General features: G+C 67.1%; 12 protein-coding genes. 6 read left to right on the top strand and 6 right to left on the bottom strand.

The window, feature by feature from the left end; translation table 11 throughout:
* Positions 1-48: 48 nt before the first annotated feature.
* From OG326_RS20525 to OG326_RS20535, 3 genes are read right to left on the bottom strand one after another with little or no spacing between them, the layout of a single operon-like run.
* Positions 49-1242, bottom strand: a complete 1194-nt coding sequence (locus tag OG326_RS20525; RefSeq protein ID WP_327146266.1) for a cytochrome P450 — start codon at positions 1240-1242, stop codon at positions 49-51.
* The gene (locus OG326_RS20530) at positions 1239-2522 is read right to left on the bottom strand and encodes an NAD(P)/FAD-dependent oxidoreductase (RefSeq protein WP_327146267.1); all 1284 of its coding nucleotides are present in this window, start codon (positions 2520-2522) and stop codon (positions 1239-1241) included. The genes OG326_RS20525 and OG326_RS20530 overlap by 4 nt, the downstream gene beginning before the upstream one ends.
* A complete protein-coding gene (locus tag OG326_RS20535; protein ID WP_327146268.1) occupies positions 2519-3784 on the bottom strand; it encodes a cytochrome P450 in 1266 nt (421 codons plus the stop codon). Before OG326_RS20535 ends, OG326_RS20530 begins: the two co-directional genes overlap by 4 nt.
* A 258-nt stretch (positions 3785-4042) precedes the next feature.
* Here OG326_RS20535 and OG326_RS20540 point away from each other — a divergent pair, with 258 nt between their 5' ends.
* Together OG326_RS20540 and OG326_RS20545 are read left to right on the top strand one after the other, a co-directional pair.
* Positions 4043-5251, top strand: coding sequence for an MFS transporter (locus tag OG326_RS20540; protein ID WP_327146269.1), 1209 nt, complete (start codon positions 4043-4045; stop codon positions 5249-5251).
* 115 nt (positions 5252-5366) lie between these two features.
* Positions 5367-5786 carry a GtrA family protein gene (locus tag OG326_RS20545; protein WP_327146270.1) on the top strand — a complete coding sequence of 140 codons (420 nt, stop codon included), beginning with the start codon at positions 5367-5369 and terminating at the stop codon, positions 5784-5786.
* A 3-nt stretch (positions 5787-5789) separates the two neighbouring features.
* Here the strand turns inward: OG326_RS20545 and OG326_RS20550 are convergent, their stop codons facing one another.
* A complete protein-coding gene (locus OG326_RS20550; RefSeq protein WP_327146537.1) occupies positions 5790-7088 on the bottom strand; it encodes an alpha/beta hydrolase in 1299 nt (432 codons plus the stop codon).
* Between the two features lie 188 nt (positions 7089-7276).
* On the opposite strand from OG326_RS20550, the gene efeU reads away from it, so the two are divergent.
* The 4 genes from efeU to OG326_RS20570 all read left to right on the top strand — a co-directional run bounded on the left by efeU (position 7277) and on the right by OG326_RS20570 (position 13085).
* Positions 7277-9343: an iron uptake transporter permease EfeU gene (gene efeU / locus OG326_RS20555; RefSeq protein WP_327146271.1), complete on the top strand. Its 2067-nt coding sequence runs from the start codon at positions 7277-7279 to the stop codon at positions 9341-9343.
* Between the two features lie 26 nt (positions 9344-9369).
* Positions 9370-10605, top strand: coding sequence for an iron uptake transporter deferrochelatase/peroxidase subunit (gene efeB, locus OG326_RS20560; RefSeq protein ID WP_327146272.1), 1236 nt, complete (start codon positions 9370-9372; stop codon positions 10603-10605).
* Positions 10606-11116: 511 nt separating this feature from the next.
* Positions 11117-12748 (top strand): ABC-F family ATP-binding cassette domain-containing protein, encoded by a 1632-nt coding sequence (locus OG326_RS20565; RefSeq protein WP_327146273.1) that lies wholly within the window; start codon positions 11117-11119, stop codon positions 12746-12748.
* Positions 12749-12830: 82 nt separating this feature from the next.
* Positions 12831-13085: a helix-turn-helix domain-containing protein gene (locus OG326_RS20570; RefSeq protein WP_327146274.1), complete on the top strand. Its 255-nt coding sequence runs from the start codon at positions 12831-12833 to the stop codon at positions 13083-13085.
* Between the two features lie 115 nt (positions 13086-13200).
* On the opposite strand, the gene OG326_RS20575 is transcribed toward OG326_RS20570, so the two are convergent.
* Positions 13201-14160 carry a hypothetical protein gene (locus OG326_RS20575; RefSeq protein WP_327146275.1) on the bottom strand — a complete coding sequence of 320 codons (960 nt, stop codon included), beginning with the start codon at positions 14158-14160 and terminating at the stop codon, positions 13201-13203.
* Positions 14161-14171: 11 nt separating this feature from the next.
* On the bottom strand, positions 14172-14534 hold the full coding sequence (locus tag OG326_RS20580; RefSeq protein WP_327146276.1) for a hypothetical protein: 363 nt from the start codon (positions 14532-14534) through the stop codon (positions 14172-14174).
* Positions 14535-14634 lie beyond the last annotated feature (100 nt).

The raw sequence follows: 14634 nt of genomic DNA on the forward strand, positions 1-14634 counted from the left end.
AGTGCGGTTCACCACGTCGTTTCGAACCGCACTGCCGCGACGGGGATTTCAGCGGGGAATGCGGACCGGTAGTGATTGCGGGCCGCGCATCGATACCGATTCGCGGTACGGGGGAGTCGGGTCGAGGAGGGTGAAATCCGGTGTGCGGCGCATGAGTTCGGTGAACAGGACCTCGGCTTGGAGCCTGGCCAGGGGAGCGCCGATGCAGAAGTGGGGGCCGTGGCTGAAGGCCAGGTGGCGTGATGTTTGTCGGCCCGGCGCGAATCGTGTGATGTCGAGTGAGTCGGGATCGGTGAATGCCGCCGGGTCGCGGTGCGCCGAACCGGCCAGCAGGATGAATCCTGTTCCCCGGGGCAGGGTTTGGTCGGCGAGCTCGAGGTCCTGCATGGCGACGCGGGTCGGGAACGGGACGGGGGTGTCGAAGCGGAGGAACTCTTCCACGGCGAACCGGCTCGAATCCGGGTCGGCACGCAGGATTTCGCGCTGTTTCGGGTTGTGCGCCAGCGCGAGTAGTCCGGTGGCGATCAGGTTCATCGTGGTTTCGTGGCCCGCGATGAGCAGGAGCACGGCGATATCGACGAGTTCCTTTATCTCCAAGGGTGTTTCCGTCACCAGGGTCGAGAGCAGGTCCGTACCGGGGTCGGCATGCCGACGCGCGATGAGGTCGGTGAAGTACTCGGCGAAGGCCAGTACGGCGGTGGCCCGGGCCTGTTTGTCGTTGTCGGACAGCAGCGCATCCGGATCCAGGCCGCGGCTGATCGCCGAGGCCCAGATCCCGAATGTCGCGTGGTCGGACCGGGGAATTCCGAGAATGGTGCAGATCGTGGTCAGCGGCAGCAGGTAGGCGATGTCGGCGACGAAGTCGATCTCGCCCGCGGTCGCCGCGGTGTCGAGCAGTGTGATCGCCGTCTGCGTGATCTGATCCCGCAACCGGTCGATCGCGCGGGAAGTGAAGGCCGGAGCCACCATTGCGCGCAGTCGGGTGTGATCGGGCGGGTCCATCAGCAGAAACGAGCCGGGAAGGTTCCGGGGATCGACGCCGGGGCGGAACGGATTGATCCCGGAGAAGTAGCCGTGCCCGAACGCCGGATCGGCGAAGATCGCGCTGCAATCGGCATAGTGCGGGACCAGATAGATCCCGGGCCGGTACTCGTGCAGCCGGCCCGCCTCTCGCAGGATGCGGTAGGACGGCGACGGATCGGTCCGGAACTCGGGTGCGAACGGGTCGGAGACGACGGTCATCGGGCACTCCGTTCCTGGGAGCTCGCACGCAGTACCCGCAGGACGATCGCGGGAGCGAGCAGTGAGCTCGGCGGGGCGGTCAGATTGGAGGCGCGCATGAAGGCGTGGGCCACCTCGGCGTCGTGATGGGCGGCCAGCGGCATGCGGGAGGTGTAGGGGCTCAGGATCCTGCTGCGCAGGGAGCGCGGTCCTTGGACGCCGGGGAACCGCAGGTCCGCCTGCGTGGACATCTGCCACGCGATATCGATGGGCACGGCGGCGCGCTGATAGAACTGTGCCGGAACGGGATCGGGCAGGCAGGACCGCAGTGCGAGCGCCTGCTGCGCGGCCACCGTCATACCCTGCGCGTACAGCGGGTTGAAACTGCTCATGGCATCGCCCAGCACGAGAAACCCGCGGGGCGCCGCGGCAATCCGGTCGTACCGGCGGCGCAGCGAGCCGCGAAAGCGGTGCGGCACAGGATCGTCCAGCGGTTCGGCCGTCCGCACGATCTCGTGCAGATCGGGCACCGGCAGCGTCGCGGCGAAACGCTCGAACTCCACCGGATCGGTCGGCGGGTGGTCACCGAGCATTCCGCTCAGCGTCACATGCCAGCGGTCGCCCTCCAGCGTGATCGCGGACCCGCCGTGGAAGCCCGGCGTGGTCGAAACCACCGCTGCCAGATCACCATCGAGGTGATCGGGCTTGCGGCGGAACATCCGCGACGTGTAACCGAGGTCGACGTCGATGCGTTCCTCGACGGGGCGCTGATAACCGAGGGCGGCGAGCCAGTCCGCGGCGCGCGAGCCGCGCCCGGTGGCATCCACCACCAGATCGGCCGGTACCTCCTCACCGTCGGCCAGTCGGACGCCGGTGATCGCCCGGCCACCGAGAAGCCCCGCCGCCGTTCGCCGCTGCCACAGCTGCACACCGGGCATGGCCAGCACCCGGGTGAGGATCGCGTCCTCGAGCATCGGACGACTGGCGAGCAGGGCGGTCAACCCGGTATCGGTCGGGTGTACCCGCAATCCCGCTATGTACCAGCGAGATCCGCGCAGTACGTCGGTGGTCGGCGCACCCGCGGCGGCCAGCTCCGCGGTGAGCCCGGGGAACAGCTCCTCCATGATCTGGCGCCCGCGATCCATCAGGCCGTGCACATGCCGCGCCTGCGGCACACCCCGGCGCGGCACCGCACCGTCGAGCCTGTCCCGTTCGATGATGAGCACGCGGTCGAAGGCCTCCGCGAGCACCCGGGCGGAGAACAGCCCGGCGATGCCCGCACCGAGCACCACAGCGGTCATGGGCGTCCCTCGTGGAATCGGACCTTGAGCTCCGCAATCCCGCGAATGAGCACATTGGGCCGATAGGGCGGATTGTCGTCGAGCAGTTCCATCGAGCCGACCCGCGCGAGAATGGCCTCGAGCAGCACTTCCATCTCGAGAGTCGCCAGCGGTGCGCCCAGGCAGTAGTGGTGGCCGAGGCTGAAGGCCAGATGCTTGGTCACCGGGGCGTGCCCGTCGAACCGGGTGATATCGAACGTGTCCGGATCGGTGAACGCCCGGGGATCGCGGTTCGCGCACGCCAGCAGGGTGACCACGCCGTCGCCGGGCTCGAAGACCTGGCCGCCGAGGGTGGTGCGCACCTTCGCGGAGCGGGAATTGAGGTGTGCGGGACCGTCATAGCGCAGCAGTTCGTCGATGGCCGGGCGGAGCAGTTCGGGCCGCGACCGCAGCAGGGCCAGCTGCTCGGGATGGCGCAGGAAGGCGAGCAGGCCGTTGCCGACCAGGTTCACCGTGGTCTCGTGGCCGGCGACGATCAGGAAGATGATGGTGCCGAGCATCTCCTCCTCGGTGAGCCGGTCACCCTGCTCCTCGACCGTGGCCAGCCCGCTGATGAGATCCTCGCCGGGCTCGGCGCGGCGCTCGGCGATGAGCGCGCGCAGATACGCCAGGAACTTCGGAGTCGCCTCGGCGCGAGCGTCTTTGGCCTCCTGCGGCAGTAGATGATCGGGATCCAGACCCCACGAGAGGATCTGCGACCACTCCTGGATGCGGTCGTGATCGACGGCCGGTACGCCGAGGATCTCGCAGATCACGGTCAGCGGCAGCGGGTAGGCGATCCCGGTGATCGCATCGAATTCGTCTGCGGCCAAGGCGATGTCGAGCAATTCCTCGACGATCTCCTCGATCCGCGGCCGGATCGCCATGATCCGGCGGGGGGTGAACGCCTTCGAGACCAGGCCGCGCAGCCGGGTGTGGTCCGGCGGCTCCATCCACATGAACACCGGCGGGAACACTTCCTCCTGGCCGGAGTGCAGGTGCTGGACCTCCTGGTCGTGGCCCCACTCGGAACTGGTGAGCACCGTGGCGATTTCGTCGTATCGGGTGAGCAGGCTCAACCCCAGCGGCGACCGGTGCACCGGACCCAGGTCCTGCAACTGCCGATAGAAGGGGAACGGATTGTGCCGATTCGCCGGGTTGAATATCTGCAGCATCAATTGCACTTCCACCGACAGTTCACCCGGTGCTGGAGTGGGCTGCGTCGGCGTGCTGGACAGGCTCATGGCTGTTCCTTCACAGGAGGGAGCTGATCGCTGTGTGAGCTATCGAGTCCGAGCAAGCATGCGGACACTTCCCGGATTCGCCTGTGATGATTCGTTTTTTGATTCGATCGATGGTTACCGCCCGCATGTGAATCTGCGGAGTCATCGATGCCGCCGGATCGGCGATTGCGGAAATCGCCTGAGCGATAGGAGATTCCGAGAGTGCCGCTGCCCGCCGGTGCGGGGTTGAAGACTGTCGGGCATGGTGGCTGGGTCGCAATGGGGATGACGACGGAGCAGGGCATACGGTCCGGGCAGAAATACTTGTCGCTGGCCGACCTGCTGATTCTGGCGGTCGGTACCTTCACTCTGGGGGTGGACGGCTACGTCGTCTCCGGTTTGCTGCCGGAGGTGTCGGCCGATCTGCACGTATCGGTGAGCACAGCGGGTCAGCTGACCTCGCTGTTCGCCATTGTGTACGCGGTCGGATCGCCGATCATCGCTGCGCTCACGGGCAATTGGGACCGCCGGGTGCTGCTCGCGGGCGGGATGGCGGTGTTCATCGTGGGCATGGTTCTGCAGGCCACCGGATCGAATTTTCCGACGGTGGCCGGTGGGCGCGTGGTGGCGGCGCTGGGTGCGGCGGCGTATCAGTCGAACGCGTTCAGCACGGCCGGACTGCTGAGTGATGATGCGCATCGTGCGCGGTCGCTGGCCGTTGTCGCGGGCGGTGCGTCGCTGGCGCTGGTGGCGGGTCTGCCGTTCGGGATCCTGGTCGGCCAGGCGTGGGGCTGGCGCAGTGCGATGTGGATCCTGGTAGTCCTGGCCGCGATCTCCTGCGTCGCGGTGGCGTTGCTGCCCGCCGCACATGCGCCGAGTCTCGGAGTGCGCGGCCGTCTGCGGGTGCTCACCGATACCCGTGTGCGCGGCATTCTGGTCGGTACGACGACAGTGATGGTGCCCGCCTTCCTGATCGTCAGTTATCTGCCGACCGTCCTGCATATCTCCGGCACGCTCGTGGTGGTGGCGATGTTCGGTTTCGGATGCGGGCAGGTGCTCGGCACCGCGGCGGTTCCGCGCTTGATCCGGTGGCGGGGTTCGCCCTTCGTGCTTGTGCTGGGTGCCTGCGCTGTCACCGTTTTCGCGGTGATATTGGCGCTGACGCGTACGAGCGAATTCGGTGCGGTGGTCTCGATGCTCGGTCTCGGCGCGGGCGCGGGGATCGCGATCGTGCCTCAGCAACACCGCTTGTTCGCCCTCGTCCCCGCGTTCGCACCGATTGCCATGGGCCTGAACGGATCTGCGATCTACTGTGCCGCGGCGATCGGCGCCGCGCTCGGCGGCGGCGTCCTGGCCGTCGGCGGGGCATGGGCCCTCGCTCCGGCTGCGGCCCTCCTCGGCGTGATCGCCATAACGGCGGCCGCCGTCCTCCGCCCCGAGAGCCACAGCGAGCGGAAAGCCGAGGCGGCCGCGCAGCGCGGGGTGTAGACGGAATTGGCCGGGTGCTCATCTGCGCGCCACCTGGCGGTGGCAGCGTGGTCGAGTGCGAATAGCGACAGTCTCTGGGCCCGCAAGCTCGCGGTCGATTCGTTCGTTTCATCGGTTGTGTGAACGCGTCGTCGAGCGGCTGCCGTTCGGGCTCGATCGTGCCGTGGCCCCGACATTCGTGGGCTACCTACTGGTCAGCGGGTGTACGTTCACCGCTGACCTGCTCATACTCACCGCCCTGCACGGCTGGCTGGGTGTGCCGCTCCCGATCGCGGTCACTGCCGCCTATATCGCCGCATTCGCGCTGAGCTACCTGCTCAATCGGACCTTGAACTTTGCCTCGCACGCTGCCGTGGGCCCTCAGATCGCCATCTACATCGCGGTGGTCGCGGTGAACTATCTGGTCTTCATACTCGGCGTGACCAGCGGTCTGGCGGGACTCGGTCTCGAGTACCACCTCGCGCGGATTCTCGGCGGGCTCGGTGAGGCGCTCTTCATGTATACCTCGATGCGCTGGCTCGTTTTCCGGCGCTGACGCCTAGGGCACCAGGCCGAGACGCGTAGCCAGCCAGGACAATTCGCGATGCAGAGCCGCAGACCATACGTGCCAGTCGTGACCACCGGGGAGTTCGGTGTAATGCGTGTCCATTCCGGCGGCCCGGGTGGTTTGCAGCAGAGTGCGGGCGCCGCTGAGGCCGTCACGATCGTGGTCTCCGACGACGAATGCGCCTGCGCTGCCCGGATATCGGGAGGTCTGGAGCAGACGGGTGGGATTGACTCGCTGGTAATCGTGTTCGTTCCCGGCGAAGGCTTGGTCGATGGTCTCGTATCTGCTGCCGAGCCGCGGTTCGGGGTCGGCGGAGAACGCCAGGAAGGTGGGATAGACGTCGGGGTAGTTGGTGGCCAGCTGCACCGCGCAGGTGCCGCCGTAGGAGAGTCCGCCGATGGCCCAGGCGCTGGCGTGGTCGTCGACGGTGAGGTGGGATCTGATCCAGGCGGGGACGTCCGCGGCGAGGTAGGTGGCGGCGTTGGCGAGGCGGGAGTCCAGGCAGAGCGGGTTCGCGAACGGGCCACCGGTCCCGTCGGCGACCACGGTGATCGGGGCGAGGCCGCCGTGCGTGGCAGCGAACGAGTCCATGGTGCGAACGAGACCGCCCGCGGTGAGCCAATCCTGCGGTGCGCCAGGTTGACCCGCGAGCAGGACCAGCACCGGCAGCCGAGGCCGTGGTGTGGCGAAATAGGCCGGAGGGAGGTAGATCTCGGCATCACGGGCCGCGAATCCCGAACGTGTGGCAGGGATACGCGCAGAGGTCAGGCGGCCCTGATCCGGCAGCGCCGAGGTCGGCGTCCACGACGCGGACACCGGATGACTGTCCGGTGCCAGCGCTTCGGAGGCGGGTAGGGCGTGAAACGGGATCTTGGTGGAGGTCTCCTCGCCGAGCGCGTCGGCCAGCGTCGGATAGGCGCCGAAGTAGAGATTGATTTCATTGGTATCGGCGGCCATGGCGATCATGGCGGCCACCATGATTCGGATCAGATAGGGCACGCTGCGCTGTCCGGCCGCCAGGGTCGCGATGAGGGCGAGCGCGAACACCGCCAGCGCGACCGCGGTGAAAATCGGCGGGTCGAGCGCGTCGGGGAACAGGCGCCACACTTTCCGCACCAGGTGCACGCCGAGTTCGGTTGCAGCGACCGCGGCAATTGCGCACATGATGATTGCGGGGGCACGTCGATTCCCCTCGTGCCTGCCGGTGTGTAGGAGCAGCCAAGCCAGCGCGGCAACCCCACACCACCGCAGTACGGCAGGAAACGCCCCGGACAGCAGGGCGGCGTGCATCGGAATCACGGCTCACCGTGGACCACGCTGCGAAAGGCCGGACAACCGGAAGTCATGCCCGGCGACAACATCCGGTGAAATGTCGGCCGTGCCGCGCCGGCGGGCCGAGTTTCGCTGGAGATGTAGCCAGGAAGTTTCCGGGCGGGGTGCCCTGGACCCGAGAAGTAGGTATGCCTTACCTTTACGAAGTGAGTTGGGCCGAGGCAGTACCGAATCTCCTGATCTGCTTGCGGGAAGGCCTCGAGGCCGGTCTCGTGGTGACGATCCTGCTGGCAGCCGTGCGCAAGGCGTCGACGGCCGAGCGTCCGCTGTCTGCGACACCGGTCTGGCTCGGGCTGCTCGGGGCGGTGTCGGTGGCGGCCAGTTTCGCTGCCGTGCTGACCTATTCGACCAGCGTGATGTCGAGTTCGGCGCAGGAGACCATCGGCGGCGTGCTGAGCGTGCTGGCGGTCGCACTGGTCACCTGGATGGTGTTCTGGATGCGCCGCACCGCCTCGACCCTGTCGAAACAGCTGCGCGGTGAGGTGACCCGGGCCGCGGCCATCGGGGCGGGCGCGCTGGCGGTCACCGCATTCCTGGCGGTCGGGCGGGAGGGCCTGGAGACCACGCTGTTCGTGTGGACCGCGGTCAGGGCCTCCGGCGCCACCCTCGCGCCCCTGGTCGGCGCGACGATCGGCCTGATCGCCGCGATCGTGCTGTGCTGGCTGCTGTACCGCCAGAGTGTGCGCCTCAACCTGGGTGTGTTCTTCAGCCGAACCGCGCTGCTGCTGATCGTGATTGCCGCGGGCGTGTTGGCCTACGGGCTGGGCGAACTGCAGAACGCGGGCCTGATCCCGGGTGCGCAGTGGATCGCCTTCGACCTGAGCGCCCATATCGACGCCAATTCCTGGTGGGCCTCGCTCATCACCGGCGTCACCGCCCTGCAGCCGAAGATGACCGTGCTGCAGGTGGTGGCCTGGGCGGTCTACCTCGTCGTGGTGCTCACCATGTTCGTCCGCGCGGGCGCCACGGCCCCGCAACCGGCGGACCCGAAGCCCGAACCCGCCGACGAGCACGGGCATGCCGGCGACTGGTTCGAGCGGATCGCGGGCAAGCGTCTGGCGGTGGTGGGCGCGGCCCTGGTGCTGGTACCGGCGCTGGCCGCCGGCCTGGCCATCGCACTGCTGCCCTCGGCGAGTGCAGGCTCCGTCCAGGCGGTCTCGATCAGCTCGAATTCGTGTGCGCCGGAATGGAGTTCGGCTCGTTCGGGCAGCCAGACCTTCTCGGTCAAGAACGGCAGCGGCAAGGCGGGGGAGATCACCCTGGTCGACGCCGATGGCGCGATCGTCGGCGAGATCGAGACGATCGGCGCGGGCACCACGGCCGATATGACCGCGACGCTGAGCCGCGGCAGTTACACCATCAAGTGCGCGATGTCGGGCCAGGCGGTGACGAGTTCGGCCACGCTGCAGGTCAGCGGTACCGCAGATGCGCCGGCGGCGGTGAAACCGGTCAACCCGGACGACCTCACGCCCGCAAACGACGCCTACCAGGCCGCCGCCGCGCAGGCGCTCGGCGGGCTCACCGGAACTCTCGCTGCCCTTCGTAACGACCTGCACGCGAACAATATCGCCGCGGCGCAGGTGAATTGGCTGACCGCCCAGGAACAATGGGAGCGGGTCGGCGCCTCCTACAACAGTTTCGGTGCGGCGGGCACCGCCGTGGACGGCCTGCCCGGTGGGCTCCCCGACGTGGTGAACGATGCCGGCTTCACCGGCCTGCACCGCCTCGAATACGGCCTGTGGCACGGACAGGGCGCCGCGCAGCTGCTGCCGGTCCTGGACAAGCTGGGCGCCGATATCGCCACGGTGCAGCAGAACCTGAGCTCGACCGACCTGGCGGGCGACCCGACCAACCTGTCGATCCGCGCTCACGAGATTCTCGAAGACGCACTGCGCGACCACATTTCGGGCATGGACGATCTGGGTGGCGGCGCCGCCTATCCGCTCACGATGGCCGATATCGATATCACCCGCACCGTGATCAACGGCCTGGGCCCGCTGCTGGATGAGCGGGCGCCGGATCTGCGCGCGACCATCGCCGCGCGCCTGGACACCCTGCAGCGTGCGCTGCTGGCCACGCAGGACGGCGGCAAGTGGCGTCCGCCCGCCCAGACCCCGCATGCCGCACAGCAGTCCGTGAAGGCCGCACTCGGCGGCGCCCTGGAAGTTCTGGCCCGGGTTCCCCGGCTGCTGGAAGTTCCCGTCGCCCACTGATCCTCGACACGTAAGGCTTGCCTCCGATGAACCTCAGCCGACGCAGATTCCTCTCCGGTGCCGCCGCCGGTGCGGCCGGAACGGCCCTGACCGCGGGACTCGTCGCCGAAGGCGCCCGCGTGGACGCCGCGGCCGCGGCCTCGGGCGCGCCCTCGGCTGCCTCGTCCTACCCGTTCCACGGCGTCCATCAGGCGGGCATCCTCACCCCCGGCCCGGCGGATAAGCAGAACGCCTCCTGCTACGCATCGTTCGATGTCACCGCGTCGAACAAGGCCGAATTGGCCGAGCTGATGAAGACGCTCACCGGGCGCGCCCGCTTTCTCACCGCCGACAACACCCCGCCGGACCTCGGCCTGGGTCAGCCGCCGTCCGACAGCGACGTGATCGGCCCGGAGACGGCCGCCGACGGGCTCACCGTGACCACCGGTGTGGGTGCGAGCCTGTTCGACGACCGGTTCGGACTGGCAAAGCTCAAGCCCGCGCATCTGACGCCCATGAAGATCTTCCCCGACGATTCGCCGGAGGACGCGTGGATGCACGGCGATGTGATGGTGCAGTTGTGCGCGCATCACCCCGACACCGTCCACCACGCGATCCGTGACATCACCCGCCAGACCCGCGGTGCGCTGCAGCTGCGCTGGAAGATCGAGGGCTACAACTCGCCGCCGCGCCCCTCGGGCACCGGCCGGAACCTGCTGGGCTTCAAGGACGGTACGGCCAATCCGACCGGAAGAGACGCCGAAGCGTTGATCTGGACCGACGATCCCGCAGAACCGGCCTGGACCCGCGACGGCACCTATCAGGTGGTGCGACTGATCCGCATGCTGGTGGAGTTCTGGGACCGGGTCTCGATCAACGAGCAGGAGAACATGTTCGGACGCCGCCGGGATTCGGGTGCGCCGCTGGACGGCAATCAGGAATTCGACACCCCCGACTACGAGCGGGATCACGAAGGCACGGTCATCCCGCTGACCTCGCACATCCGCCTGGCCAACCCGCGCACCCCCGATACCGTACGCCAGCAACTGGTTCGGCGTTCCTACAACTACGATCTGGGCATGGGTTCGAACGGCAATATGGCCGCCGGGCACATCTTCACCTGCTTCCAGCAGGATGTGCAGCGCCAGTTCGAGCAGATTCAGACCCGGTTGGCCGGCGAGCCGCTGACCGACTACGTGCAGCCGTTCGGCGGCGGGTACTTCTTCGTGCTGCCCGGCGTCACCGACGCGAACGACTGGTACGGGCGCGCACTGCTGAGCTGAGGTTTGCGTAGCTGTTCACTTCCCGCACAGCAGGTTTCATCGGCGAGTGCATCACCCGCGCGTGCGCTGCGAACGCAGGTTGCGCGAGAGTCGCGGCCGCGCAGCCGATCACAACCTGGTGACGTTTCCGGTTACGCACGGGTACGTCGATCCCATGGGTGACGTTCGGCAACCTTAGGGATACGGTTGCCACGCACGTCGCGGGCAAGACCGGGGATGCCCGTCGTGCTAGCGCGCAGTTGGGTCATTCGGAGGGCGCAGGGGTGGCGACACCGAACTGCATCGACCGGACGGGTGCATCCATCGGGTCGTCGACAACGCCGACGCGCTCGAGGACCTCGAGCCGTCCGAAGTGGGAGCAAAGTAGGAGCACGGCCTGCGGTGACGCATCGTACCGGCCCCTGACCTTTTGGTATGCCGTTCATGAGATAAAATCGGGTTTTCTTGTGTGTCGTGACGGCCCACAATCGAGCAGTTATCCGCCAGCACATCACCGCACGAGGAGACACTTGTGATCACCGCGACCGACCTGGAGGTCCGGGCCGGAGTCCGCACCCTGCTGACAGTGCCCGGCTCGGCACTGCGGGTGCAGGCCGGTGACCGGATCGGACTGGTCGGGCGCAACGGCGCCGGTAAGACCACCACGCTGCGCATTCTCGCCGGTGAGGGCGAGCCGTATGCCGGCAAGATCATCCGTTCGGGTGAGGTCGGCTATCTGCCGCAGGATCCCCGCGAAGGTGATCTCGATGTGCTCGGGCGGGACCGGGTGCTCTCGGCTCGCGGCCTGGACAAGATCCTGCGCGATATGGAGAAGCAGCAGGTGCTCATGGCCGAAGTGGTCGATGAGGCCGAACGGGACAAGGCGATCCGCAAATACGGTCAGCTCGAGGACCGGTTCTCCTCGCTCGGCGGTTATGTCGCCGAGAGCGAGGCGGCACGTATCTGCAGCAACCTCGGTCTGCCCGATCGGGTGATGCAGCAGCCGCTGCGGACGCTGTCGGGTGGTCAGCGCCGTCGTATCGAATTGGCGCGCATCCTGTTCGCGGCCTCGGACGGCAGCGGCGGCAAATCCAACACCACCCTGCTGCTGGACGAGCCCACCAACCACCTCGACGCCGACTCCATCACCTGGCTGCGCGGGTTCCTGCAGGGTCACGACGGCGGCCTCATCGTCATCTCCCACGATGTGGATCTGCTGGCCGATGTGGTGAACAAGGTCTGGTTCCTCGACGCCGTGCGCGCCGAGGCCGATATGTACAACATGAGCTGGAAGAAGTACCTCGACGCCCGCGCCACCGATGAGCAGCGCCGCCGCCGCGAGCGCGCGAACGCGGAGAAGAAGGCCTCCGCGCTCAAGCAGCAGGCCGCCAAGCTCGGCGCCAAGGCCACCAAAGCCGCTGCGGCACACCAGATGATCAAGCGCGCCGAGCGCATGCTGAACGAGGCCGATGAGGTGCGCGTGGCCGACAAGGTGGCGCGCATCAAGTTCCCGACTCCGGCCACCTGCGGCAAGACGCCGCTGATGGCCGAGAACCTGACCAAGATGTACGGCTCGCTGGAGATCTTCGCGGGCGTGGATCTGGCCATCGACAAGGGCAGCCGAGTGGTGGTGCTGGGCCTCAACGGCGCGGGTAAGACCACACTGCTGCGCATGCTGGCCGGCGTCGAACAGCCCACCGCCGGTGAGCTGGTGCCCGGATACGGTTTGCAGGTCGGCTATTTCGCGCAGGAGCACGACACCCTCGACGATCACGCGAGCGTCTGGGAGAACATCCGGCACGCGGCCCCCGATGCGGGAGAACAGGATCTGCGCGGCCTGCTCGGCGCGTTCATGTTCACCGGCCCGCAGCTGGATCAGCTCGCCGGCACGCTGTCGGGTGGTGAGAAGACCCGTCTCGCACTGGCCGGTCTGGTCTCCTCCGCCGCGAATGTCCTTCTGCTGGATGAGCCTACGAACAACCTCGATCCGATCTCACGCGAGCAGGTCCTCGACGCACTGCGCAGTTACGCGGGCGCGGTTGTGCTGGTCACGCACGATTCGGGCGCTGCCGAGGCGCTGAATCCCGAGCGCGTCATCATGCTTCCGGACGGCACCGAGGACCACTGGTCCCAGGATTATCTGGAACTCATTCAGCTGGCGTGATTCCGATCACACGATTTCGTTGATCACCGCCCTCCGAGTCTCTAACCTTGAATGAGGCGCCCACGGCGACTCGGAGGAAGTCATGAGTGACAGGCCCGCACAGGGTAAAGCCGTATTGGGAAAAGGCACACGCGTGACGGGAAAGTCGCGAGATCGCCTGCAATCCCAGCTCAAGAAGCAGTACGAGAGCGGTGCGAGTATCCGCTCACTGGCCCGGGAGACCGGGCGATCGTACGGCTTCATCCACAACGTGCTGGTGGAGTCGCATGTGCAACTCCGCAGCCGTGGTGGTGCCAACCGCCGCAAGGCAGCAAAGGTCAAAGCAAGTAGTAGCTGATCACGACATCGGCAAGCGGTCGAGGGGCGAAAACCGTTCGACCGCTTGCGATATCGTGCGCTGATTCTCCAGCGGCGTGCAGCCGCGCACGGCCCCCGAGCTCATGTGCCGATGCTCATGTGTTGACGGTGCCGTCACCGAGGACCAGCAGATTCGCCAGGCTCTCGAAGATCGGCAGCCCGGTCTTGATTTCGAGATAGGCGAACTGGCCCTGGGGGTTCACCTCCAGGAACCAGAACTCGCCGTCGAGGCCGACCCGCAGGTCGAGCACGCCGAAAGCCAGTCCCAGCGCGCCCATCAGGGTGGTCAGCGACTTGCTCACCGAGGCGGGCAGGCGGTCCGCGGTGAAGTCCACCGACGTGTCCAGACGCGAATCGACCCGTCCCACACCGGATTGCGAGTCGATGCGCACCACCCACTCCATACCGTCCACCCACACGATGCGCAGATCGCATTCGGCGTGGATGTAGTCCTGGAAGATGGTGGGGGAGTTGCGGATCGTCTCCAGCCGCGCGAGATCGGCTGCGGTGACTATGCGTGTCTCGGTGAAGGCCCCGCGGCCGGTGCCGGCGCGCTTGTAGACCACCGGACCGGGCCGCGAATCGATGAACGAGCGTGCCTCGTCCACATCATTGGTGATGAGTGTTTCCGGCACCGCGAAACCGGCGCGATACGCCGTCTCCAACTGTACGAGTTTACGATTCGCGGTGCGATCGGCGCCCGGATCGTTGACCCACAGTGCGGGGATGGACCACAGCAGACCCTGCAGGAACCCGTCGCATTCGGCCTGGCGATAGTCGTCGTCCTCACCGCGGGCACTGCCCGGAACCAGGCACGGTTGCGGCCGTCGCCACCACACCGAGGAGGCGTCGTCGAGCCCCAGAATGTGGGAGAGGCTGCGGGAGGTGCCGTCGCGGCTGACGCGGAAAGTGCCGTTCTCACGCGGGAAGTCGCGCATATCGAGCCGAATCGGACTGAGCCCGTGATGTTTCCGCAGAGTGGCGGCGAGTGCATCGCCGTGAAGGTCGTCGGCTTCGGTGACAATGAGTACCGAACCCGTTGTACGGGCGGCCATATCGGGGCCTATCAGTCGAGACTGTCGCAGGCCACGCCGTCGTCACTGCCGTTGAGCGACCGGGTCTGGCAGCAAGTCATGGTGGCGCCGCCGACACCCGGCCCGGCGGTGAGTTCCAGGCCGCGGGCCCAGGCCTCGGTGAGCTCGCGGAGCTCGTCGTCACCGCGGGTGGGGGAGTAGGCGAGCGGGAGGGTCGGCGGGCGTTCGGTGAGTTCGATGCGCCGGCGCTGGGTGAAATCGGCTGTCGCGCCATTGCGTACCCGCACCAGTACCGGGCGTCCCTCGCAAATTCCCTGTGCCGCCGCAACTTCCCAGTCGGTCAGATCGAGAACGTCGGTCCGCCGGAACGTCCACATGCCATCTGTGACGCGCACGCTGATGTGCTTATCGGTGGATGCTACGAGGTAGCCAGATAGCGGTGGCGCAGTGGCGTCTATAGGGGGAGACGCGAGGTGATGGAGGGCGCCGGTCATG

It is taken from the genome of Nocardia sp. NBC_01327, assembly GCF_035958815.1.
In the GTDB taxonomy this organism is placed as follows: Bacteria; Actinomycetota; Actinomycetes; order Mycobacteriales; family Mycobacteriaceae; genus Nocardia.